The organism is Nocardioides sp., from assembly GCF_044226305.1.
Taxonomy (GTDB): domain Bacteria; phylum Actinomycetota; class Actinomycetes; order Propionibacteriales; family Nocardioidaceae; genus Nocardioides.
The window spans coordinates 70,208-90,305 of the sequence record NZ_JBGAHF010000016.1 but is presented as its reverse complement, the minus strand read 5'-3'; the positions used below and the strand labels follow the sequence as shown (position 1 = coordinate 90,305).

Annotated in this window: 20 protein-coding genes; 14 read left to right on the top strand and 6 right to left on the bottom strand. The window is 72.9% G+C overall.

Annotated features, from left to right (window positions below; translation table 11 throughout):
• Positions 1 to 33 precede the first annotated feature (33 nt).
• The 3 genes from ACILQ5_RS16300 (at position 34) to ACILQ5_RS16290 (ending at position 3,037) form a co-directional block, all read left to right on the top strand.
• Complete coding sequence (locus tag ACILQ5_RS16300) at positions 34 to 864, top strand: hypothetical protein (RefSeq protein WP_395659073.1); 831 nt, start codon at positions 34 to 36, stop codon at positions 862 to 864.
• Positions 865 to 903: 39 nt separating this feature from the next.
• The gene (locus ACILQ5_RS16295) at positions 904 to 2,814 is read left to right on the top strand and encodes a phosphoenolpyruvate carboxykinase (GTP) (RefSeq protein ID WP_395659072.1); all 1,911 of its coding nucleotides are present in this window, start codon (positions 904 to 906) and stop codon (positions 2,812 to 2,814) included.
• A gap of 76 nt (positions 2,815 to 2,890) precedes the next feature.
• Entirely contained in the window at positions 2,891 to 3,037 is a 147-nt protein-coding gene (locus ACILQ5_RS16290) for a hypothetical protein (protein WP_395659071.1), read from the top strand.
• A 15-nt stretch (positions 3,038 to 3,052) separates the two neighbouring features.
• Here the strand turns inward: ACILQ5_RS16290 and aqpZ are convergent, their stop codons facing one another.
• From aqpZ to mftR, 5 genes are all read right to left on the bottom strand, one after another.
• The gene (aqpZ, locus tag ACILQ5_RS16285) at positions 3,053 to 3,799 is read right to left on the bottom strand and encodes an aquaporin Z (protein WP_395659070.1); all 747 of its coding nucleotides are present in this window, start codon (positions 3,797 to 3,799) and stop codon (positions 3,053 to 3,055) included.
• Between the two features lie 132 nt (positions 3,800 to 3,931).
• Positions 3,932 to 4,942 (bottom strand): LacI family DNA-binding transcriptional regulator, encoded by a 1,011-nt coding sequence (locus tag ACILQ5_RS16280; protein ID WP_395659069.1) that lies wholly within the window; start codon positions 4,940 to 4,942, stop codon positions 3,932 to 3,934.
• Between the two features lie 32 nt (positions 4,943 to 4,974).
• Positions 4,975 to 5,187, bottom strand: a complete 213-nt coding sequence (locus tag ACILQ5_RS16275; RefSeq protein ID WP_395659068.1) for a hypothetical protein — start codon at positions 5,185 to 5,187, stop codon at positions 4,975 to 4,977.
• Positions 5,188 to 5,294: 107 nt separating this feature from the next.
• Entirely contained in the window at positions 5,295 to 8,057 is a 2,763-nt protein-coding gene (locus ACILQ5_RS16270) for an alpha-amylase family glycosyl hydrolase (RefSeq protein ID WP_395659067.1), read from the bottom strand.
• 58 nt (positions 8,058 to 8,115) lie between these two features.
• A complete protein-coding gene (mftR, locus tag ACILQ5_RS16265) occupies positions 8,116 to 8,697 on the bottom strand; it encodes a mycofactocin system transcriptional regulator (RefSeq protein ID WP_395659066.1) in 582 nt (193 codons plus the stop codon).
• A 77-nt stretch (positions 8,698 to 8,774) separates the two neighbouring features.
• Between mftR and mftA the strand changes: the two genes are divergently transcribed.
• Genes mftA through mftF form a run of 7 tightly spaced genes read left to right on the top strand, consistent with a single transcriptional unit; the run spans position 8,775 to position 14,350 of the window.
• Positions 8,775 to 8,876, top strand: a complete 102-nt coding sequence (gene mftA / locus ACILQ5_RS16260) for a mycofactocin precursor MftA (protein ID WP_395659065.1) — start codon at positions 8,775 to 8,777, stop codon at positions 8,874 to 8,876.
• A gap of 10 nt (positions 8,877 to 8,886) precedes the next feature.
• Entirely contained in the window at positions 8,887 to 9,165 is a 279-nt protein-coding gene (gene mftB / locus ACILQ5_RS16255) for a mycofactocin biosynthesis chaperone MftB (protein ID WP_395659064.1), read from the top strand.
• Positions 9,162 to 10,376 carry a mycofactocin radical SAM maturase gene (gene mftC, locus ACILQ5_RS16250; protein ID WP_395659063.1) on the top strand — a complete coding sequence of 405 codons (1,215 nt, stop codon included), beginning with the start codon at positions 9,162 to 9,164 and terminating at the stop codon, positions 10,374 to 10,376. Before mftB ends, mftC begins: the two co-directional genes overlap by 4 nt.
• Positions 10,376 to 11,587, top strand: a complete 1,212-nt coding sequence (gene mftD, locus ACILQ5_RS16245; protein ID WP_395659062.1) for a pre-mycofactocin synthase MftD — start codon at positions 10,376 to 10,378, stop codon at positions 11,585 to 11,587. The genes mftC and mftD overlap by 1 nt, the downstream gene beginning before the upstream one ends.
• Complete coding sequence (mftE, locus tag ACILQ5_RS16240) at positions 11,584 to 12,216, top strand: mycofactocin biosynthesis peptidyl-dipeptidase MftE (RefSeq protein WP_395659061.1); 633 nt, start codon at positions 11,584 to 11,586, stop codon at positions 12,214 to 12,216. The genes mftD and mftE overlap by 4 nt, the downstream gene beginning before the upstream one ends.
• Complete coding sequence (locus ACILQ5_RS16235) at positions 12,213 to 12,941, top strand: mycofactocin-coupled SDR family oxidoreductase (RefSeq protein ID WP_395659060.1); 729 nt, start codon at positions 12,213 to 12,215, stop codon at positions 12,939 to 12,941. Before mftE ends, ACILQ5_RS16235 begins: the two co-directional genes overlap by 4 nt.
• The gene (gene mftF / locus ACILQ5_RS16230) at positions 12,938 to 14,350 is read left to right on the top strand and encodes a mycofactocin biosynthesis glycosyltransferase MftF (RefSeq protein WP_395659059.1); all 1,413 of its coding nucleotides are present in this window, start codon (positions 12,938 to 12,940) and stop codon (positions 14,348 to 14,350) included. Before ACILQ5_RS16235 ends, mftF begins: the two co-directional genes overlap by 4 nt.
• Here mftF and ACILQ5_RS16225 read toward each other — a convergent pair.
• Complete coding sequence (locus ACILQ5_RS16225; protein WP_395659058.1) at positions 14,253 to 15,422, bottom strand: acyl-CoA dehydrogenase family protein; 1,170 nt, start codon at positions 15,420 to 15,422, stop codon at positions 14,253 to 14,255. The genes mftF and ACILQ5_RS16225 overlap by 98 nt on opposite strands.
• Before the next feature lie 160 nt (positions 15,423 to 15,582).
• Here ACILQ5_RS16225 and ACILQ5_RS16220 point away from each other — a divergent pair, with 160 nt between their 5' ends.
• From ACILQ5_RS16220 to ACILQ5_RS16205, 4 genes are all read left to right on the top strand, one after another.
• On the top strand, positions 15,583 to 17,946 hold the full coding sequence (locus ACILQ5_RS16220; RefSeq protein WP_395659057.1) for a CARDB domain-containing protein: 2,364 nt from the start codon (positions 15,583 to 15,585) through the stop codon (positions 17,944 to 17,946).
• Between the two features lie 85 nt (positions 17,947 to 18,031).
• On the top strand, positions 18,032 to 18,709 hold the full coding sequence (npdG, locus tag ACILQ5_RS16215; RefSeq protein WP_395659056.1) for an NADPH-dependent F420 reductase: 678 nt from the start codon (positions 18,032 to 18,034) through the stop codon (positions 18,707 to 18,709).
• Positions 18,710 to 18,923: 214 nt separating this feature from the next.
• A complete protein-coding gene (locus ACILQ5_RS16210; RefSeq protein WP_395659055.1) occupies positions 18,924 to 19,586 on the top strand; it encodes a hypothetical protein in 663 nt (220 codons plus the stop codon).
• Between the two features lie 35 nt (positions 19,587 to 19,621).
• Entirely contained in the window at positions 19,622 to 20,074 is a 453-nt protein-coding gene (locus ACILQ5_RS16205) for a PGPGW domain-containing protein (RefSeq protein ID WP_395659054.1), read from the top strand.
• The last annotated feature ends 24 nt before the right edge of the window (positions 20,075 to 20,098 follow it).

Below are 20,098 nucleotides of genomic sequence, written 5' to 3'. Positions count from 1 at the left end.
GCGACGACCGACCGCCGAGGTGGGGGGCTGACCGTGCTGGTGCTGTTCCTGGGTGCCGCGGTGCTCGCGATCCTCGTGGGGCTGGTGCTCGGCAGGGTCGTCCGGCGGCAGAACCGCGGCGGTCCGGTGGACGGGGCCGCTCGTGAGTGGATCAACGTCGAGGACCTGACTGGGCCGGCGATCACGCTCGCGGCCCTGCTGCTGGCCTTCATGCTCGTGCAGACCCACTCGTCCTTCCAGCGGGCGGAGCAGCAGGCGGCGAGCGAGGCCGCGACCGTGCTCGCCGAGCACCAGGCGACGGCGTTCCTCGGCGAGCCGGACCGGACGGCCGTCCGGACCGACCTGGTCTGCTACTCGCGGGCCGTCGTCGAGCGCGAGTGGCCGGCGATGGCCGACGGGCACGCCGACCCGATCACCACGCGGTGGGAGGAGCAGCTGCGGGCCGACCTCGCCGCGGCGGCCGCGCGCGACGACGCGCGGCTCGGCGTCTCCGGCCTGGTGGACCTCGAGGTGTCCCGCGCGACCAGCCGTCGCGAGCGGATCTCCGAGGTCGCGCCGGCGGTCCCCGCTGCGGTCAGCTGGCTGATCGAGCTGACCGCCCTGTCGATCCTGGTGCTGCTCTGCGTCTTCACCTGGCACCTGCGCCCCCTCGTGCGGACGATCCTGGTCGGCACCGTCGTCGTGCTCGTGCTGATGGTCGTGGCCGGGGTGCGCGAGCTGGACACGCCGTTCAGCGGGTTCGTGAGGCTCGACCCCTCGGCCATGCAGGCGACGCAGACCGAGATCGCCGAGACGGCGGCCGCGGGCGGGGCCGCCCTGCCCTGCGACCGGACCGGCGAGCCGGTCGCGGGGGTCGGCTCGTAGGCGCGGAACAGCGGAGGACGTTCGTCCCTACCCGGGTACATGACTTGGCTGGGATCTTGGGTACGGTGCCAACACCGGGCTAGCGGATCGAAGGATGTGCCGTTCATGGTCGACGTGGAGAAGGTTCTCGACGAAGCAGGCTTGAAGAATCCCTACGTGCGCGAGTACGTCGCGCACTGGGCCGACATCACCGGTGCAGACCGGGTCGAGGTCGTCAGCGCTGACGACGACGCACGGCTGCTCCAGGAGGCGGTCGACGCGGGCGAGCTGCTGCCCGCCGGCGAGGGCTTGTACTACTCGCGCAGCTACTACAAGGACACCGCGCGCTCCGAGGAGCGCACGATCGTGGCCACGAGCAACCCGGCGGACAAGGGCGTCTACAACAACTGGCGCCCGGCCTCGGAGATGAAGCCGATGCTCCTCGAGCGGATGCGCGGCGCCTCCGTGGGCAAGACGATGTACGTCATCCCCTACCTCATGTCGCCTCCCGGCTCGCCCCTCGAGGCGTACGCCGCGGGTGTCGAGCTGACGGACACGCGCACCGTCGCGCTGCACATGATCCGGATGTCGCGGGTCGGCGTGCAGTACGTCGACAACCTGGCCGACCCCGACCACTTCGTGCGAGCCGTCCACGTGACCGGCGACCTCGAGAACCTCGGGCAGGGCACACCGGACGACCAGCGCTACTTCGTGACCGTCGCGGACGAGCGGACGATCCTGCACTTCGGGTCGTCGTACGGCGGCAACGCCCTGCTCGGCAAGATCGCGCACGGCCTGCGTCAGGCCTGCTACGACGGGTGGGCGTCCAAGGCCTTCCTCGCCGAGCAGTTCATGCTGCTGGGCATCACCGACAAGGTGACCGGCGAGAAGTACAACATCTGCGGTGGCTTCCCGAGCGCCTCGGGCAAGACGAACCTCGCGATGACGCTGGCGCCGGACGCCCTGGGCGACCGCTACGTCGTCGAGTTCTACGGTGACGACATCGCCTGGCTGTGGGTGAACCCCGACGACGGCAAGATCTACGGGATGAACCCGGAGTTCGGCGTCTTCGGCGTCGCCAAGGACACCAACGCCAAGACCAACCCGGGCGCGCTGGACTCGATCCAGCCGGGCAGCGGAGCGATCTTCACCAACGTCGCGTACAACGCCGACACCCACGAGGTGTGGTGGGAGGGCAAGACCCCGGAGCGGCCCGCCGACGTCACCGGGTGGACCGACTGGAAGGGCGAGGTCATCGCGGACCGCAAGCCCGAGGACGTCGACGCTCCCTGGGCGCACCCGAACAGCCGCTTCACGACGACCCTCGCGAACGTCCCGAACGTCGCGAAGGACTTCGAGGACCCCGCCGGCGTGCGGATCGACGCGATCATCTTCGGCGGTCGCACCAGCGACCGTGAGCCGCTGGTCCGCGGGATCCGCGACCTGGCCGAGGGCGTGTACGACGGCCTGACGCTCGGCGCCGAGGCGACCTTCGCCGCCGAGGGTGTCGACGGCCAGCTGCGCTACGACCCGATGTCGATGCGGCCGTTCATGGCGTACGGCGAGGGCGACTACGCCCGGCACTGGCTGGACATCGTCGGCGCGTCGTCCGACCAGCCGATCTTCGCCCACGTCAACTGGTTCCAGCGCGACCCCGCGGACGGCCACTTCCGCTGGCCCGGCTACCGCGAGAACCTGCGGGCGCTGCTCTGGCTGATCCAGCTGAAGAAGGGCGAGGTCACCGGCCGGGAGACGCCGGTCGGCATCCTGCCGCTCGCCGAGGAGCTCCACCTCGAGGGCCTCGAGATCGAGCAGGAGGACCTCGACGTCCTGCTGACCATCGACAACGAGCGCTGGCGTCAGGAGATGGGCTTCCGCGAGGCGCACCTCAAGCAGTTCGACAACCTCCCCGAGGAGATCTGGGAGGCGCACCGTCGGGTCGCCGCCGCGCTGGAGGCCGACGCGGGCTGACCGCACCACCACGAACGCCCTGTCCAGGTGAGCTGGACAGGGCGTTCTGCGTCGGGGGACGTCCTAGGCTGTGCCCATGAAGACCAGGCTGAGCTGCCCGTGCGGTGAGGTGATCCGCGCCCAGGACGAGGACGAGCTCGTCGAGCTGACCCAGGCGCACCTCGCCGAGGCGCACCCGGGGATGGAGTACGGCCGCGACGAGATCCTCTTCATCGCGACCTGACCCGGTGCGGGCCGCTCAGGTCTCCATCGCCTCGGGCAGGCCGACCGTCCCGGCCTCCTCGCCGAGCAGGAACGCGTAGCTGAAGCCGGCGACCAGGCCGCCGACGACCGGCGCCAGGATGAACAGCCACAGCTGGGCGATCGCGTCCGAGCCGGCGAAGAGCCCGACCCCGATGGAGCGGGCCGGGTTCACCGAGGTGTTGGTGACCGGGATGCTGATCAGGTGGATCAGGGTGAGCGAGAGCCCGATCGCCAGCGGCGCCAGGCCCTTGGGTGCGCGGGTGTCGGTCGCCCCGAGGATGACCCACAGGAAGACCGCGGTGAGCAGGACCTCGATCACCAGGCAGGCGAGCAGGTCGTAGCCCATCGGCGAGCGGTCGCCGTACCCGTTGGAGGCGAAGCCGCTGTCGACGGCCGAGAATCCGTCGAGACCGTTGGCGATCACCAGCAGCACGGCGCCGGCACTGACGCCCGCCACGACCTGGGTGATGATGTACGTCGGGGTGTCCTTCCAGGCGAACCGCCCGCAGGCGGCGGCACCCAGCGTGACGGCCGGGTTGAAGTGGCCGCCGGAGATGTGGCCGACGGCGTAGGCCATGGTGAGCACGGTCAGGCCGAAGGCGAACGCGACGCCGAGCCATCCGACGCCGACCTCGGAGTTGGTCGTCGCCAGGACGGCCGTGCCGCACCCGCCGAAGACGAGGACGAACGTGCCGAGGAACTCGGCAGCGAGCTTCTTGCTGGTGCTGGGGGTGTCAGCCACGCCAGACCTCCTGAGTCCGCGGCCCGGAAGGGCCGAACCGTGACCAGTGTGGCGACCGGCGGGGCCGAGGTGGGGGACCTGCGGCGCTGCGGCGCGGGTGGTGTCGCGGGGGACCCTGGCCCCCCGCCGAGGTCAGGCGGGCGCCGGCGCCGTGCTCCCGCGGACGACCAGCGACGTCGGCAGCAGCACCGCGGCCGGCGGGCCGCCGGCCATCACCTCGGCGATCGCGGCGACCGCCTCGCGCCCCTTGGTGCCCACCTCCTGGTGCACCGTCGTCAGGGGCGGCCGGCTGGCCGCGGCCAGCACGCTGTCGTCGAAGCCGACCACCGAGAGCTCGTCGGGCACCCGGATCCCGAGGTGCTCGGCGGCCCGGATCGTGGCCAGCGCGAAGGCGTCGGAGAAGCACAGCACCCCCGTGGGGCGGTCCGGCCGGTCCAGGAGAGTGAGCGCCGCGTCGTACGCCGCCTCGGCCGGTGCGTAGGGCGTCGTGACCGTGACCGCCTCGGCACCGGCCGGGTCGAGGGCGTCGTGCCAGCCCAGCATCCGCTCGCGGGCGGGGTGGTTGGCGGCGTCGGGGTCCGACTCGAGCTGGACGATGCCGAGCCGGCGGTGGCCGAGGTCGACGAGGTGCTGGGCGGCCTGCCGGGCGCCGCCGCGGTCGTCGACGTTGACCGAGGCGACGCCCTCGCGGACGTTGTGGTCGACGACGACGACCGGGACGCGGCGACGCTCGAGCCAGGCGATGTCGGGGGTCGTGGGGTCGCAGATGTAGACCAGCGCCCCGTCCACCGCGACGTCCCGGGCAGGGACGAAGCGGTCGTCGGACGACGCCGGGAGCAGGGTGAGCGCCATCCCGCGCTCGGAGAGCGCGTCGGACACCGACGCCAGGAACGCTGCGGAGACGGCGTCCTCGAACGCCTCGCTCAGGCTGCCGTTGATCAACAGCCCGACCGAGCCGGTGCGCCCGCGGGCGAGCGCACGGGCGGCCGGGTCCGGACCGACGTAGCCGAGCTCGTCGGCCGCCGCCAGGATCTTGGCCCGCAGCTCGGCGGAGAGCTGGTCGGGTCGCGAGAACGCGTTGGACACCGTCATCCGGCTGACGCCGACGCGGTCCGCGATCGACTGGAGGGTCACCTTGGCCATAGGCGACCCAGTATGGGCCGTGGCGGCGTCGCTCACCCGGCCTGGCAGGCCCGGGCGGGACGCGGGCGCGGCTCGACGCGGCGGGCGAGGGCCCGCAGCGCGACCGCCGACCGGGTGCGGACGCCGGCCAGCCGGGCCGGGCGCGGAGCGGGGTCGGGCAGGACGGGGGCGTCGGGGCGGGCGCTGCCGGCACTGGCGCGGGCGGCGCGGACCGCGAGGTTCGCGGCGATGGGGTCGAACGTCATGGCTCCTCCTCGGGTCGGTTCTTGACCGGTACAGTACGCTGGATCTCTGTACCGGTCAAGAGGGGTAGCTCGCCGACCTGTCCGGTGGTCCCGGACGACCCGCCGCCTCAGCCCGCCGGTGCCACCGACGGCACGTGGGTGATCGGGTCCCAGGTGAAGACGTAGGTCCCGCCGCCCGGGGGCACGGTGAGGGCGAGGTTGCCGCCGCCGGCCGCGCCGCCCGCGCCGTAGTTGACGTTCCACGAGTCGTCGATCGCGACCTTCCAGTCGTAGGAGCCGGCCGGCAGCTCGAAGGTCCCGTGCCAGAGCCCGTCGGTGGTGTCGAAGGCGAGGTGGGTCGCGGCGCAGCCCGGCTGCCAGTCGTCGGGGCACCCCATCTCCTTCTGGAGGCTGCCGGCCACCGTCACCGAGCTGACGCTCGGCTCCGGAGCCCCGACCGTGACCTCGACCGGTGCGCTGACGACGTCCGGCGTGCCCGGCTCGTGCAGGATCGCGCGGTACCGGATCGTGGTGCCCCGGTCGACGTCGGAGACGTCGTCGGTGACCGTGTACGCCGGCGCGGAGCTGTCGGTGCCGAGCTCGGTCCAGTGGCCACCCGCGACGCTGCGCTGGAAGGTGACCTCCTGGAGCGGGCGCTCGGGGTCGACGGCGGCGGTCACCGTCACCGGGTAGACGTCGCTGACCTTGCTGGTCGGCGAGGTGATGCTCACCTGGTCGGCGGGCACCCGGACCGTGCGCACCCCGGACCCACGGGTGTGGCCGGCGTTGTCGAGCACCGCGGCCCGGTAGGCGACCCGGTCGCCCGGCTCGAGCCCGGCGGTGGTGTCGTCGAAGACCTGGTAGGGCCGGGAGTCGTCGACGCCGACGGTCTGCCAGCGGCCGTGGGCCCCGACGCGGCGCTGGAAGGTCACCTCGGAGAACGAGCTGCCGCCGACCGACGCCTGCACGTGCATCCGGCCGTGGGCGATCGGCGACGGCCTCGGCTGGGCCAGCCGGACCGACGGTGCGTGCTTCGAGAGCGGCATCGCCGCCGTCGAGGTGTAGACGGCCGCGCCGAGCCCCGGGAGCGACACGCTGAGCCGGCGGGCCCCGTCGCTGTTGAGCATCAGCGGCCCGGTGCCGTAGACGCGGCGGAACTTCTGCTTCGCGAAGTACGTCGGCACGGCGGCCGACGCGGTGTCCTCGCTGTTGTTGAGCACCACGACGTACTCCTTGCGGCGCTCGCGGTCGATGCGCGAGAACGCGAAGATCCCCGAGCCCCGGGACGCGTAGCGCACCTGCTCGGCGCCGTTGCGCAGCGCCGGGTGCTTCGCGGTGACGGCCGCCAGGCGCTGGATCGTGCGGTAGAGCGGGTGGTCGGTGACGAAGTTGTCGTCGGCGCCGGTGTTGTCGGTGCCGATCTGGTCGTCGGCCCGGTACTCGGGCACCTGGCTGGCGAACATCGTCTGCCGCGCGAGCTGGTCTCCGCCGGCGCCGATGAAGCCCTGCTCGTCGCCGTAGTAGACGACCGGCTGCCCCCGCGAGAGGTAGAGCAGGGTGTGCGCGAGCTCGTCACGGGCGAGCAGCTCGCTGTCGTCCGCGTCCGGGTTGTCGGTCTTCAGGAAGTAGCCGATCCGGCCCATGTCGTGGTTGCCGAGGAAGGTCGGCAGCTCGTAGACGTTCGAGTCGCGGTCGGTGTACCAGTCGTCGTTCGTGAAGAACGACGCGAGCTGCTGGTTGTCCGCGCTCTTGCTCGCGAAGCCGCGTGCCGCGGCCTGGAACGGGAAGTCGAGGACCGCCTGCATCTTGTCGTGGGTCGTGTAGTGCGACGTGAACGCCTTGGTCTTCGCGTCGCTGCCGTCGAGCGCGACCTCGCCGAACATGAAGAAGTCGGGGTCGCCCTGGTCCGCGGCCGCCTGCTGGAGGGCCGGGCCGAACTGCTGCCAGAACTCGTCGTTGACGTGCTTCATCGTGTCGATGCGGAAGCCGTCGATGCCGAAGTCGTCGACCCACTTCTTGTAGATGTCGATCATCCCGTTGACGACCTCGGGCTTCTCGGTGAAGAGGTCGTCGAGGCCGAAGAAGTCGCCGTACTGGCTGTCCTCACCGGTGAAGGTCGTGTTGCCGCGGTTGTGGTAGTTCGAGACGTCGTTGAGCCAGGCCGGGACCTTCAGGTCCTGCTCGTCGGGCTGCAGCACCGGCACGTAGGGGAAGGAGGTCGCCGGGTCGAGGTCGGGGAAGTCCGCGGTGCCGGCGTAGTCGCGGTCGTCGAAGGGGTTGCCCTCGGCGTCCTCGTAGGGGACCGCGTCCTTGGAGATGTACGCGGTCCGGTCGCCCGCGGTGTAGCCGATCACGTCGGCGGTGTGGTTGGTGATGATGTCGAAGAAGACCTTGATGCCGCGGTCGTGGGCGGCGGCGACGAGGTCGGTGAGGTCCTGGTTGCTGCCCAGGTGCGGGTCGACCTGCGTGAAGTCGGTGATCCAGTAGCCGTGGTAGCCGGCCGATGGACCGTCCTCGAGCTGCACCGGCTTGTTCTTGAAGATCGGCGTCAGCCAGATCGCGTCGGTGCCGAGGCCCTCGATGTAGTCGAGCTGCCCGCGCAGGCCCTGCAGGTCGCCGCCGTTGTAAAAGGCCTTGCTGGCCGCGTCGAAGCCGGTCGTGTTGCGGTCGCCGGTCAGCCCGCCCCGGTCGTTGCCGGTGTCGCCGTTGGCGAAGCGGTCGCCCATGACGAAGTAGAAGTCCTGGTCGCTCAGCCCGGGGCGCGGCGCGTGCCGCGCCCAGCCGGCCGTGGATCCACCACCGTGGCCGTCGGCGGCCTGGGCGGGGACGGCGGAGATGGTGAGTGCGATGGCGGCCGCGGCCACCAGTGGCGCGGCAAGTCGAAGACGCATGACGTCCCTCCCGAGAACGTGGACGTGATCGTGATCGCGATCACAGCGATGCTGCAACCTAGCGCGTGAGCAGGTAGTCGCGCAGCCCGGCGTCCGCGGCGTCGAGGAGGGCGGCCAGGTCCGCGTCCGGGTCGGCCAGCCAGGCCTCGTACGCCGACACGGCGGTCGCCAGGCTGACGCTGCCGACGGTGCGGGGCAGGAGGTCGTCGGGCGCGAGGCCGAGCCGGGCGGCGACGTGCTCGGCGATGACGCCGCGCCAGGCGGCGTACCGCAGTGCCGAGTGTGCCTGGAGCGCCGGCGTCCGCAGGATCAGCCGCATCCGGTCGCGGTGGCTCGGCTCGGCGTCGGCCGGGAACTCGTTGAAGCGCTGGACCCCGCGGTGCACGGCCTCGTGCAGCGGCAGGTCGGCCGGCATCGACGCGAGGATCTCGCGGAAGCCGTCGAGGGTGCGGTCGAACTGGCCCCACGGGATGTCGTTCTTCGACTCGAAGTAGCGGAAGAGGGTGCGCCGCCCCACGCCGACCTCGGCGGCGATGTCGCCCATGGTGACCGCCTCGAAGCCGCGGTCAGCGAAGAGCCGGAAGGCGGCGCGCTCGATCTCGGCGTGGCTGGTCACGACGGGGCGGCCGCGGCTGCTCATGTCCTGGAGGCCCTTCTTTTTGGCGCCGGGTGCCATTAGTGTGGCCCGGACCACATCCGATGTCGAGGAGGCCCGACATGTTGCCCGAGAACCCCCAGACCGAGACCCACGACGACGAGCTCGCGACCGAGGACCTGATCGAGGAGGTCTCGATCGACGGCATGTGCGGCGTCTACTGAGGTGTCGGCCATGAGGCTCGACGAGCCCTGGACGCTGTCCCCGTCGGTGGCGCTGCGACCGGAGCCGTTCGGGGCGCTCGCCTACCACTTCGGGAACCGGAAGCTGGTCTTCCTCAAGACCCCGGCGCTGGTCGAGGTCGTCCGGGGGCTCGCGTCCGCGGGCGACGTCCGCACCGCCCTGGTCGCGGCCGGTGTCGCGGAGGGGTCGTGGCCGGCGTACCTGGCCGCGCTGGACGGGCTGGCCGCCTCGGACATGCTCCTGCGACGTGAAGGCGAGGCGGCGGCATGAGGCTGGTCGAGCACTTCGAGTCCGGGCTGGACGCACCGATCTGCCTGACGTGGGAGCTGACCTACGCGTGCAACCTGGAGTGCGCCCACTGCCTGTCGTCCTCGGGCCGGCGTGACCCGCGGGAGCTGAGCACCGAGCAGTGCGAGGCGGTGATCGACGAGCTGCAGCGGATGCAGGTCTTCTACGTGAACATCGGCGGTGGCGAGCCGACGATCCGTCCGGACTTCTGGCACCTGCTCGAGTACGCCGTGGACCACCAGGTCGGCGTGAAGTTCTCCACCAACGGCGTGCGGATCACTCCCGAGCGTGCGGCGTTCCTGGCCTCGCCGGCGTGCGGCGGGTACGTCGACGTGCAGATCTCGATCGACGGCGCGACCGCCGAGGTCAACGACCACGTGCGCGGGCCGGGCTCCTACGACACCGCGATCGCGGCGCTGGCGAACCTGCGCGACGCCGGGTTCACCGACGCCAAGATCAGCGTGGTCTGCACCCGGCAGAACATCGGTCAGCTCGACGAGTTCCAGGCGCTGGCCGACGAGTACGGCGCCACGCTGCGGCTGACCCGGCTGCGGCCCTCGGGCCGCGGCGCGGACGTGTGGGACGAGCTGCACCCGCTGCCCCACCAGCAGCGCGAGCTCTACGACTGGCTGATGGCCAAGGGCGAGGGCGTGCTGACCGGTGACTCGTTCTTCCACCTCGCCGGCTTCGGGGAGTCGCTGCCCGGGCTCAACCTCTGCGGTGCGGGCCGGGTGGTCTGCCTGATCGACCCGGTCGGCGACGTCTACGCCTGCCCGTTCGCGATCCACGAGGAGTTCCTGGCCGGCAACCTGCTGGCCGACGGCGGCTTCGGGAACGTGTGGCGGACCTCGCCGCTGTTCGCCGAGCTGCGCTCCCCGCAGACCGGAGGCGCCTGCACGAAGTGCGCCCACTACGACTCCTGCCGGGGCGGCTGCATGGCGGCCAAGTTCTTCACCGGCCTGCCGCTGGACGGCCCCGACCCCGAGTGCGTGCAGGGGTACGCCGAGCCGGCGCTGGCCGGCGCGCGCACGGTCCCGGCCGCCAGCCAGGACCACTCCAAGGTGACCCCGACGCGCAACCAGCCGGTGATGCTCCAGCTGCTCCGTCATCCACCGGCCCGGCCGCCCGTGAACGACTGCGCCGAGAACCCGCTCGCCGGGTTCGTCCCCGACCGGCTGACGGCGAGGAACTGATGGCGAAGCTGGAGAACCCCTGGAAGCAGAACCCGTGGTTCGAGTCGGTGGCGGTGGCGCAGCGGCGGGCGCGGAAGCGGTTGCCGCGGCCGTTGTACGACGCGCTGCTGGCGGGGTCGGAGCGCGGTCAGACGGTGTCGGAGAACCAGGCGGCGTTCGCGCAGCTGGGGGTGCTGCCGCACGTGGCGGGCCAGCACGCGGACCGGTCGATGAGCCGGGTGGTGCTGGGCCAGGAGGTCTCGCTGCCGGTGCTGATCTCCCCGACCGGGGTGCAGGCGGTGCACCCCGACGGTGAGGTCGCGGTCGCGCGCGCCGCGAACGCACGGGGGACCTTGATGGGCCTGTCGAACTTCGCGTCCAAGCCGGTCGAGGAGGTCGTCGAGGCCTGTCCGCGGACGCTGTTCCAGATGTACTGGACCGGGGACCGCGAGGTGATGGTGCACCGGATGGAGCGGGCGGCCAAGGCCGGTGCGATCGGGCTGATCGCCACGCTGGACTGGTCGTTCTCGATGGGTCGGGACTGGGGGTCCCCGGAGATCCCGGAGAAGATGGACCTCAAGGCGATGGTGCGGCTGGCGCCGTCGGTGGCGACCAAGCCGCGGTGGCTGCGGCAGTTCGGGCCGCGGCACCTGCCGGACCTGACCGCCCCGAACCTCGCGCCACCGCTCGCCGGTGGTGGGCTGGGTCCGGCGCCGACGTTCTTCGGCGCCTACTACGAGTGGATGACCACCCCGCCGCCGTCGTGGGCCGACGTGGCGTGGATGCGCGAGCAGTGGGCCGGGATCTCCGGGACCCCGTTCGTGCTCAAGGGCGTGGCCCGGGTCGACGACGCGAAGCGGGCGGTGGACGCGGGGGTGGACGCGATCTCGGTGTCCAACCACGGTGGGAACAACCTGGACGGCACCCCGGCCGCGATCCGGCTGCTGCACCCGATCGCGACCAGCGTGGGGGACCAGGTCGAGGTGCTGATGGACGGCGGGGTCCGGCGTGGCTCGGACGTCGTCAAGGCGCTGGCGCTCGGCGCCCGGGCGGTGCTGATCGGCCGGGCCTACCTGTGGGGGCTGGCCGCGAACGGCCAGGCCGGGGTGGAGAACGTCCTCGACGTCCTGCGCGGCGGAATCGACTCCGCCCTCCTCGGGCTCGGGGTCTCCTCGGTCGACGAGCTCACCCCCGAGACCCTCATCGTCCCCGACGGCTTCCACGTCTCATGACCGACCTGGCCCGGGCGACGAGCGCCGAGGCCGCCGGCGCGAGGCTGGTGCTGGTGCCGGTGGGCTCGGTCGAGCAGCACGGGCCGCACCTGCCCCTCGACACCGACACCGTCATCGCCGAGGCGGTCGCGCGCGGCGTCGCGGAGCAGCTGCCCGGCACCTGGGTCGCGCCCGCGCTGTCCTACGGGTCGAGCGGTGAGCACCAGTCGTTCCCGGGCACCGCCTCCATCGGGACCGAGGCGCTCGCCCACGTGGTCGTCGAGCTCGTGCGCTCGCTGCGCACCTGGGCCGACCGGGTCGTGCTGGTCAACGCCCACGGCGGCAACCTGGCCGCGCTCGACGCCTCGGACGAGGTCGTGTGGGTCCCGTGCCGCACCGAGTCGGTCGACCTGCACGCCGGTCTCACCGAGACCTCGCTGATGCTCCACCTGCGCCCGGAGTCCGTCCGGCTCGAGCTGGCCGAGGCGGGCAACACCCAACCGTTGAGCGAGATCCTCCCCGCGATGATGGCCGGAGGCATCGCCGCGGTGTCACCGAACGGCGTGCTCGGGGACCCGGCCGGCGCCAGCGCCGCGGAGGGTGAGCGGGTGCTGAAGGCGATGGTCGCCGACGTGCTGGAGCGGCTGTGACCACCCGCGTCGCCCTCGTCACCGGCGCCGCGGGCGGCATCGGGTCGGCCACGGTCACGCACCTCGCCGGGCAGGGGTACGCCGTCGTGGGCGTCGACCTGCGCGACGCCGCGACCTCGGAGTCCGTGGCCCACGTCGTCGGCGACGTCCGGGACCGCGCGGTCCTCGACCGGGCGGTGGCGACCGCGGTCGACCGGTGGGGCCGGCTCGACGCGGCGGTCGCCGCGGCCGCGGTGATCGACGGGGGGCAGCCGCTCTGGGAGGCGCCCGAGGAGCAGCTGACCGAGCTGCTCGACGTCGACGTCCGCGGCGTCTGGAACACCGCGGCCGCTGCCGTGCCGGCCATGCTCGACGGGCCGGACCCGAGCGGCTGCCGCTTCGTCGCGGTGGCCTCGGCAGCCGGCACCCACGGCCTGTTCCACCTGGCGGCCTACTCCGCCGCCAAGCACGCGGTCGTCGGCCTCGTGAAGGGGCTGGCGGCGGACCTGGTCGCCACCGGCGTCACCGCGGTCGCCGTCTCGCCCGGCTCGACGCGCACCGCGATGCTCGACGCGACGGCCGAGCTCTACGGCGTCCCCGACCCGGTCGTCTTCACCTCCAACCAGCTGCTGCGCCGGGTGCTCGAGCCGGCCGAGGTGGCCGCCACGATCGCCTTCTGCTGCTCGGTCGACGGCGGGCTGCTCAACGGCAGCGTCGTGCACGCGGACGGCGGGTTCCGCCCGTGAGGGCGCGCCTGCGGCCCGGGCTGCGCCGCGGCGACGTGCTGGTCGGCGGCTCGCCGATGCGGGTGGTCCGGCTCAAGCCGGCGGCGCTCGCCGTGCTCGACGGGGACGTGGTGCCCGAGGGCGAGCTGGCCCGGCGGCTGCTCGACGCCGGCGTCGCGGACCCGGTGCTCGAGGACGTCGCGCCGCTCGACCCGGCCGACCTCACCGTCGTGCTGCCGGTGCACGGCCGCGCCGACGAGCTCGACCGGGCGCTCGAGGCGCTCCGCCCGCTGCGCTGCGTGGTGGTCGACGACGCGTCGCCGGTCCCGCTCGCCCCCGTCGCGCCCCACGCCGAGGTGCTCCGCCTCGACGAGAACGTCGGTCCCGCGGGGGCGCGCAACGCCGGGCTGGCGACGGTGCGGACGCCGTACGTCGCCTTCGTCGACTGCGACGTCACCGTCTCCGCCGAGACCCTCACCCGGCTCGGCCGGCACTTCGCCGACCCCGGGGTCGCGATGGTCGCGCCCCGCATCCTCGGTCGCGCACGGTCGGAGCGGCCGCGCTGGTTCGAGCGGTACGACGAGGAGGCGTCCTCGCTCGGGCTGGGGGCCACCGGCTGCTCGGTGCGCCCGGGGGCGGCGGTCGCCTGGCTGCCGAGCGCGTGCCTGGTCGCGCGGACCGACCGGCTCGGGTCCGGCTTCGACCCGACGATGCGGGTGGGCGAGGACGTCGACCTGGTGTGGCGGCTGGTCGACGCGGGCGAGACGGTCCGCTACGACCCGTCCGAGGTCGCGCACCACGATGCCCGGGCCACGCTGCGGGGCTGGCTCGGCCGCAAGTACGTCTACGGCACCGGCGGCGCCCCGCTTGCCACCCGGCACGGCGACAAGGTGGCGACCGCCGTGCTGTCGCCAGCGATGGCGGTCGGTGCGGCGGCGCTGCTCCTGCACCGGCGCTGGTCGGTGCCGGTCGCGCTGGTCTGCGTGGCGCGCGGCGTGCAGGTGCTTCGACGGACGCTGCCCGACGTGCCCGACCGCGACCTCCTCGCCGTCGGCCTGGCCGGGCGCGGCCTGTGGTGGTCGGTGCGCCAGGAGTCCGCACTCCTGCTGCGGCACTGGTGGCCGGCGGTCGCCGCCGCCGCGCTCGTGTCCCGGCCGGTGCGCCGGGCCGTGGTCGGCGCCGTGGTCGTCGACGTGGTGGTCGCGCAGGTCGAGCGGCCCGGGCTGGACCCGGTGCTCGGCCTCGCCGGGCGACGCCTCGACGACCTCGCCTACGGCGCCGGCCTGTGGGCCGGCGCGCTCCGGGCCCGGTCGCTGCGGGCGGTGCTCCCGATCAGCGCGCGCGGTGCAGCGCGGCGCCGACCGTCCGGTCCAGCGACCGGCCGATCACCATCCGCTGGATCTGGTTGGTCCCCTCGAAGATCTGCATGACCTTCGCCTCGCGCATGTAGCGCTCCACGGGGAAGTCCCGGGTGTAGCCGTAGCCGCCGAGCACCTGGACGGCGTCGGTGGTCACCTTCATGGCGTTGTCGGTGGCGACCAGCTTGGCGACCGACGCCTCGCGGCCGTAGGGGAGGCCGAGGTCCTTCAGGCGTGCGGCGTGCAGCATCGTGGCGCGGGCGCTCTGCACGGCCGCCTCCATGTCGGCCAGCACGAAGGCGAGGCCCTGGTGGTCGATGATCCGCTCGCCGAAGGTCTCGCGGCTCTTCGCGTAGGCGACGGCGTGGTCGAGGGCGCCCTGGGCGAGGCCGGTCGCGACCGCGGCGATGCCGAGGCGCCCGGCGTCCAGGCCGGCGAGGGCGATCCGCAGCCCCTGCCCCTCCTCGCCGAGCAGCCGGTCGCCGTCGATGCGGACGTCGTCGAAGCGCATCGTGGCCGTGGCGGAGCCGGTCAGGCCCATCTTGTGCTCGGGCGGGTCGGCGACCAGGCCCGGTGCGTCGGCGGGGACCAGGAAGCAGGAGATGTCGCCGCGGCCGTCGCCGGTGCGTGCCATCACCTTGTAGAAGTCGGCGTGGCCGCCGTGGGTGGTCCAGGCCTTGGCGCCGCTGATGACCCAGTCGTCCCCGTCGCGGCGGGCGCGGGTGCGCATCGCCGCCGGGTCGGAGCCGGCGTGCGGCTCGGAGAGGCAGTAGGCCCCGAGCAGCTCGCCGCCGAGCATGTCGGGCAGCCAGCGCTGCCACTGCTCCTCGGTCCCGGCGGTGGCGAGGCCGAAGCAGGACAGGGCGTGCACGGAGACGCCGACGCCGACGCTGGCCCAGACCGAGCCGATCTCCTCCAGCACCTGGAGGTACACCTCGTAGGGCAGCCCGCCGCCGCCGTACTGCTCGGGGTAGGGCAGCCCGAGCAGCCCGGCTCGGCCCAGGGTGCGGAAGACCTCGCGCGGGAAGGTCTCGGTGCGCTCGGCCTCGGCGACCAGCGGAGCGAGCTCGTGGGTGGCGAGATCGCGGACCAGGCCGATCAGGTCGACGGCCTCCTCGGACGGCAGCAGGCGGGTGGCGGGCATGGGCACCACAGTAGGTCGCGCCGCGGGCGGAGCAGATCGAGGCCCGGTCCGGTGCCGAGCACCCGCTCGTGCGGTGACCTCAAGTCGGTTCCCAGTGAGCATCAAGTGCGGGCGGCGAAGGTCTCCTCGTCGCCGGCGACCGCCGGCAGGAGAGGAATCCATGCCCGTCTCATCCGGCTTCCGCGGCAGCGTCGCCGCCCTGGCCGCCACTGCCGCCGTCACCCTGGTCGTCCCGCTCGCCACCGTCGCGCCCGCCGCGGACGCGGCGTCGGCGAAGCGCCCCGACCTGACCGTCGTGCAGGCGGCCACGACCGCCACCTCGGTCGCCGAGGGCGACACGCTGACCGTCCGCCACGCCGTGCGCAACAAGGGGAGGGCCGGGGCGGGCGCCTCCACCACCCGCTTCTACCTCTCCACCGACGTCGCCCGGAGCCTCGCCGACCGTGAGCAGAGCCGCACGAACCCGCGCACCTCCGTGCTCGACGTCCTGCTGACCGGGACGCGTGCCGTGCCCGCCGTCGGCGCCGGCCGCACCTCGACGCTGACCACCACGAAGGTCACCGTGCCGGTCGGCACGCCGGCCGGCCGGTACGACGTCCTGGTCTGCGCCGACGACGGCGGCGCCGTCAGCGAGTCCGACGAGGCGCACAACTGCGCGCCGGCGGCGAAGCCGGTCACCGTGCAGGCCGCGCCGGGCTCGGCGGACCTGCGCCTGGAGAGCTTCGCCGACACCTACCCGTGGCCCGAGGACGAGGACGACGCGGTCAGCTGGATGTCCATCTTCTGCAGCAGCAGCTACCCCGTGCAGCCGATGACGCTCCCCGCCGCCGTCGCCAGCGTGCGGAAGGGGCTCGCCGACAAGGCGGGCGCGGACGCCCTGGACGAGCTCGACCGGTCGGGTCTGGCGGACACCGCGGTGGAGGCGCAGCAGCTCGCCGCGGCCGCGACCCTGGACGAGTCGCCCGGCCTCGCGATGGCGGCGCTGCTGCGGGCCCACGAGCTGCGGCCGGCCGACGCCGGCAACCTGGTCAACGCCGCGGCGCTGGCCACGTCCATCGGCATGCCCAACGAGGCCATCGCCTTCCTGGACGCCGCCGCGGTGCGGTCCTTCCCCCGCCCCGCGCTCGGCATCTCCCAGCAGGCGATCGCGATGGTCGTGCGCGGCCAGGCGCTGCTCATGACCGGTCGCAACGCGGACGCGGCGCGGATGTTCACGGCGGCCAAGGCTCGCGAGCCGATGCTCTCCGAGGCCGACGCCGGCCTCGCCAACGTCAAGGCGTGCGGCGGCGACAAGGCGGCCGCGGCACGCTACGTCCGCGCGAGCCGGCAGCGTAGCCAGGTCCCCGACCCCACGCCGCCGACCGGGCCCGAGGACCGTCCCGACCCGGAGATCGACCTCTCCCAGGGCGTGTCGAGCCAGCTGCGCCAGCTGCCGATCGCGACCACCCCGGCCCAGGGCGTGGCGATGGACGACGTCTACAAGGACCTCCAGCAGGAGCTCGGGCAGGAGGTCGTCGCCCACGTCGACGAGGAGAGCGCGCTCCAGCAGCACCTGCGCGACACCGACGACGCGCGGACCGACGCGGAGAAGGACCGCCGGGACTCGATCCTGCGGCTGGTCTACCAGACGCATGAGGACCCGGACCTCCGGTCCGCCTGGTCGCACATCGAGGACGAGGTCGACGGGCTCACCGAGCAGCGCGAAGGGTTCTTCGGCGGCGGCACCGGCGAGGCGCCGTACACCTACGGCACGCTCGCCGACGACGCCTGGGACACCTGCGACGGCTCGACGGACCCGAACTGCTGGATCAAGACGATGAACGCGACCTGCCGCCCGAAGCTGACGAGCGCCCACCAGGAGTGGCGCTTGCGCCTGCAGGACCTGCGGTCGTCGCTGACCTCCTACTTCGCGACCTGGTCGAAGCGCACCAGCGGCTACGCCTCGAACCTGCTCGACGAGGAGGCCAACCGGCTGGCCCTGCTGACGATCGAGGAGCAGGAGACGAACTACTACGCCATCGTCGTCCAGTCCGCCCGGGCCTGGACGCACCTCGAGAACCTCTACGAGAAGGAGTGCGTCACCCCGCTGGACACCGAGGCGCTGGACACGCCGGGCGCCACCGGCGCCGAGAGCAACGGCGCGTGCCCCGCCCCGCTGAAGGCGATGAGCTTCGTGCTGGCCGCCGGTCCGACGTCGCTCAAGGTGAACTGCGAGCAGGTCCAGCAGGAGCTCTCGGCCGAGGTGCTGCCCCTGGTGAGCGCGTTCGTCGAGGTCACCTACGACTTCCGCGCGGGGACCGTGACCGTGGTCGCCGGGAGCAAGGGCGGCGGCAAGGTCGGTGACGTCGTCGAGGCCGGGTTCAAGTCCGGCATCTACCTGACGATGGACGCCAAGAACGGCGGGCTGAACGACGTCGGGTGGCGGGTCGGGCCGAGCGCGACGGTCGGGCACGGCCCGGTCGAGGTCGGCGTCTACAACGACGAGATGGACCTGTCCTTCATCTCCGCACCACCGGCACGCTGAGCCCGGCCCCGGGCACCGCGACGGCGCCGGTCCACCACCTGGGCCGGCGCCGTCGCGCGCGGGCGCGACTGAGAAGGTGTCCTCCATGAGTGCGCTGCCCGAGTCCCTCGCCGGCAAGACCGTCGCCGTCCTCGGCGGCACCGGACCCCAGGGCAGGGGGCTGGCGCGGCGCTTCGCCGCGGCCGGCATCCCCGTCGTGATCGGGAGCCGGAGCCAGGAGCGGGCGCAGAGCACCGCGGCCGACCTCGCGGAGGCGACCGGCGGCGACGTCACCGGCGCCGAGAACGAGGAGGCGGCCTCGCGCGGTGACATCGTCGTCGCCGCCGTCCCGTGGGAGGGGCACGGCGAGCTCCTCGCCGCCCTGACCGCGCAGCTGGCCGGCAAGGTGGTCGTCGACTGCGTCAACCCGCTCGGCTTCGACAAGCAGGGCGCCTACGCGCTGCCGGTCGAGGAGGGCTCCGCCGCGCAGCAGGCGCAGGGGCTGCTGCCCGACTCGACGGTCGTCGGTGCCTTCCACAACGTCAGCGCGGTCAAGCTCGAGGACCCCGAGGTCGTCGAGGTCGACACCGACGTGCTCGTCCTCGGCGACGTCCGGGAGGCCACCGACCTGGTCCAGGACCTCGCCGGCGTGATCCCCGGGGTGCGCGGCGTCTTCGGCGGCCGGCTCCGCAACGCCCACCAGGTCGAGGCGCTGACCGCCAACCTGATCTCCGTCAACCGGCGCTACCAGGCGCACGCCGGCATCCGAGTCACCGACATCTGAGGGTCGCCTCACCTCCTGTGCGGGAGATCACCCCGCCTGGAACGGTCCAACCCGGAACATAATTCGGTCTGCCGCCCTTATACGAGTAGTTTTTTCGGTCGGAGCCGGTCGGCTCTGACACCTACATCGTCCGTCCACGACGCGGTCGTCGCACCCACCGGTGCGGCGGCCGTGTCGCTCGTCCGCGCAGTCGCGCTGGAAAGCCAAGGAAGCAGTGCACCTCGATCTCGCCACCCTCGTGGGCCTGGCCGGCACCCTGCTGGCCGCGGGCTACACGGTCCCGCAGTTCCGCAAGCTGCGCCGGATGACCACCGCGACCGGCGTCAGCGTCGCCGCGCTGGCCAGCTCGACGATCAGCGGCGTCGCGTGGACCGTGTTCGGCGTGGTCGAGGACGACGTGTGGGTGGCCCTCCCGGCCGCGGTCGCCGTCCCGGCGACCGCCGGTGCGCTCCTCCTCGCGTGGTTCCGCGGCGGCTCCCGCGACCGGCTCTGGCTGCCGGTCGTGTGGCTCGTGGTCGTCTCGACGGCCGGCCTCGCGTCGTTCTGGGTCGGCTCCGGCCCGGCGACCGTCGTCCTCGGCTGCTCGGTCGCGCTGTTGGTGACGCCCGCCGCGATGACGGCCTGGCGCAGCCGCGACGTCGCCGCGATCGCGGCCTCGGCCTGGGCGCTGATGATCGTCGACGCCCTCCTCGCCGGCGCCTACGGCGTCCTGGCCGACATCGACGCGAACCTGATCTACGCCGCCGTCGCCACCACCGGCTCCCTGGCGATCCTGCTCCGCGTCAGCATCCCCGACCACGTGCACGCCCGCCTGGTCCGCCTGCCGGACGGCATCGACCCCGACGTCACCCGCGACGAGCTGAGCCTGGCCGCCTGAGCCACCGCCTTGTCCCTGTCTGAGAGGCTGCGGGCATGAATGTCCCGGGTGGCGGCACGGCCAAGCGGATCGTGCTCGAGATCGTCGGCTGGGTCCTGGTGGTCGCCGGCATCGCAGGGCTGATCCTCCCCGGACCCGGGCTGCTGATGATCGCGGCCGGCCTGGTCATCTTGTCCCAGGAGTACGAGTGGGCCGAGAAGCGGGTGGAGCCGATCAAGCGGCGCGCGCTCCGCGGGGCCGCCGAGGGTGTCGAGACCAACCTGCGGGTCGCCATCTCGGTGGTCTTCGCGCTGGGCCTGCTCGCCTGTGGCCTGCTCTGGATCTGGAACCCGCCGGAGCCGGGCTGGTGGCCGCTGCCCAGCTGGCTGTGGCTGCCCGGTGGTCCGCCGACGGGGGTCACCCAGGTCGCCTCGTCCTTCATCGCGGTCGGGCTCATCGTCTGGAGCTTCCGCCGCTACCGGGTGCGCGGTGAGGCGCCTCCGGACTGAGGAGAGGGACCGAGGAGAGGGACT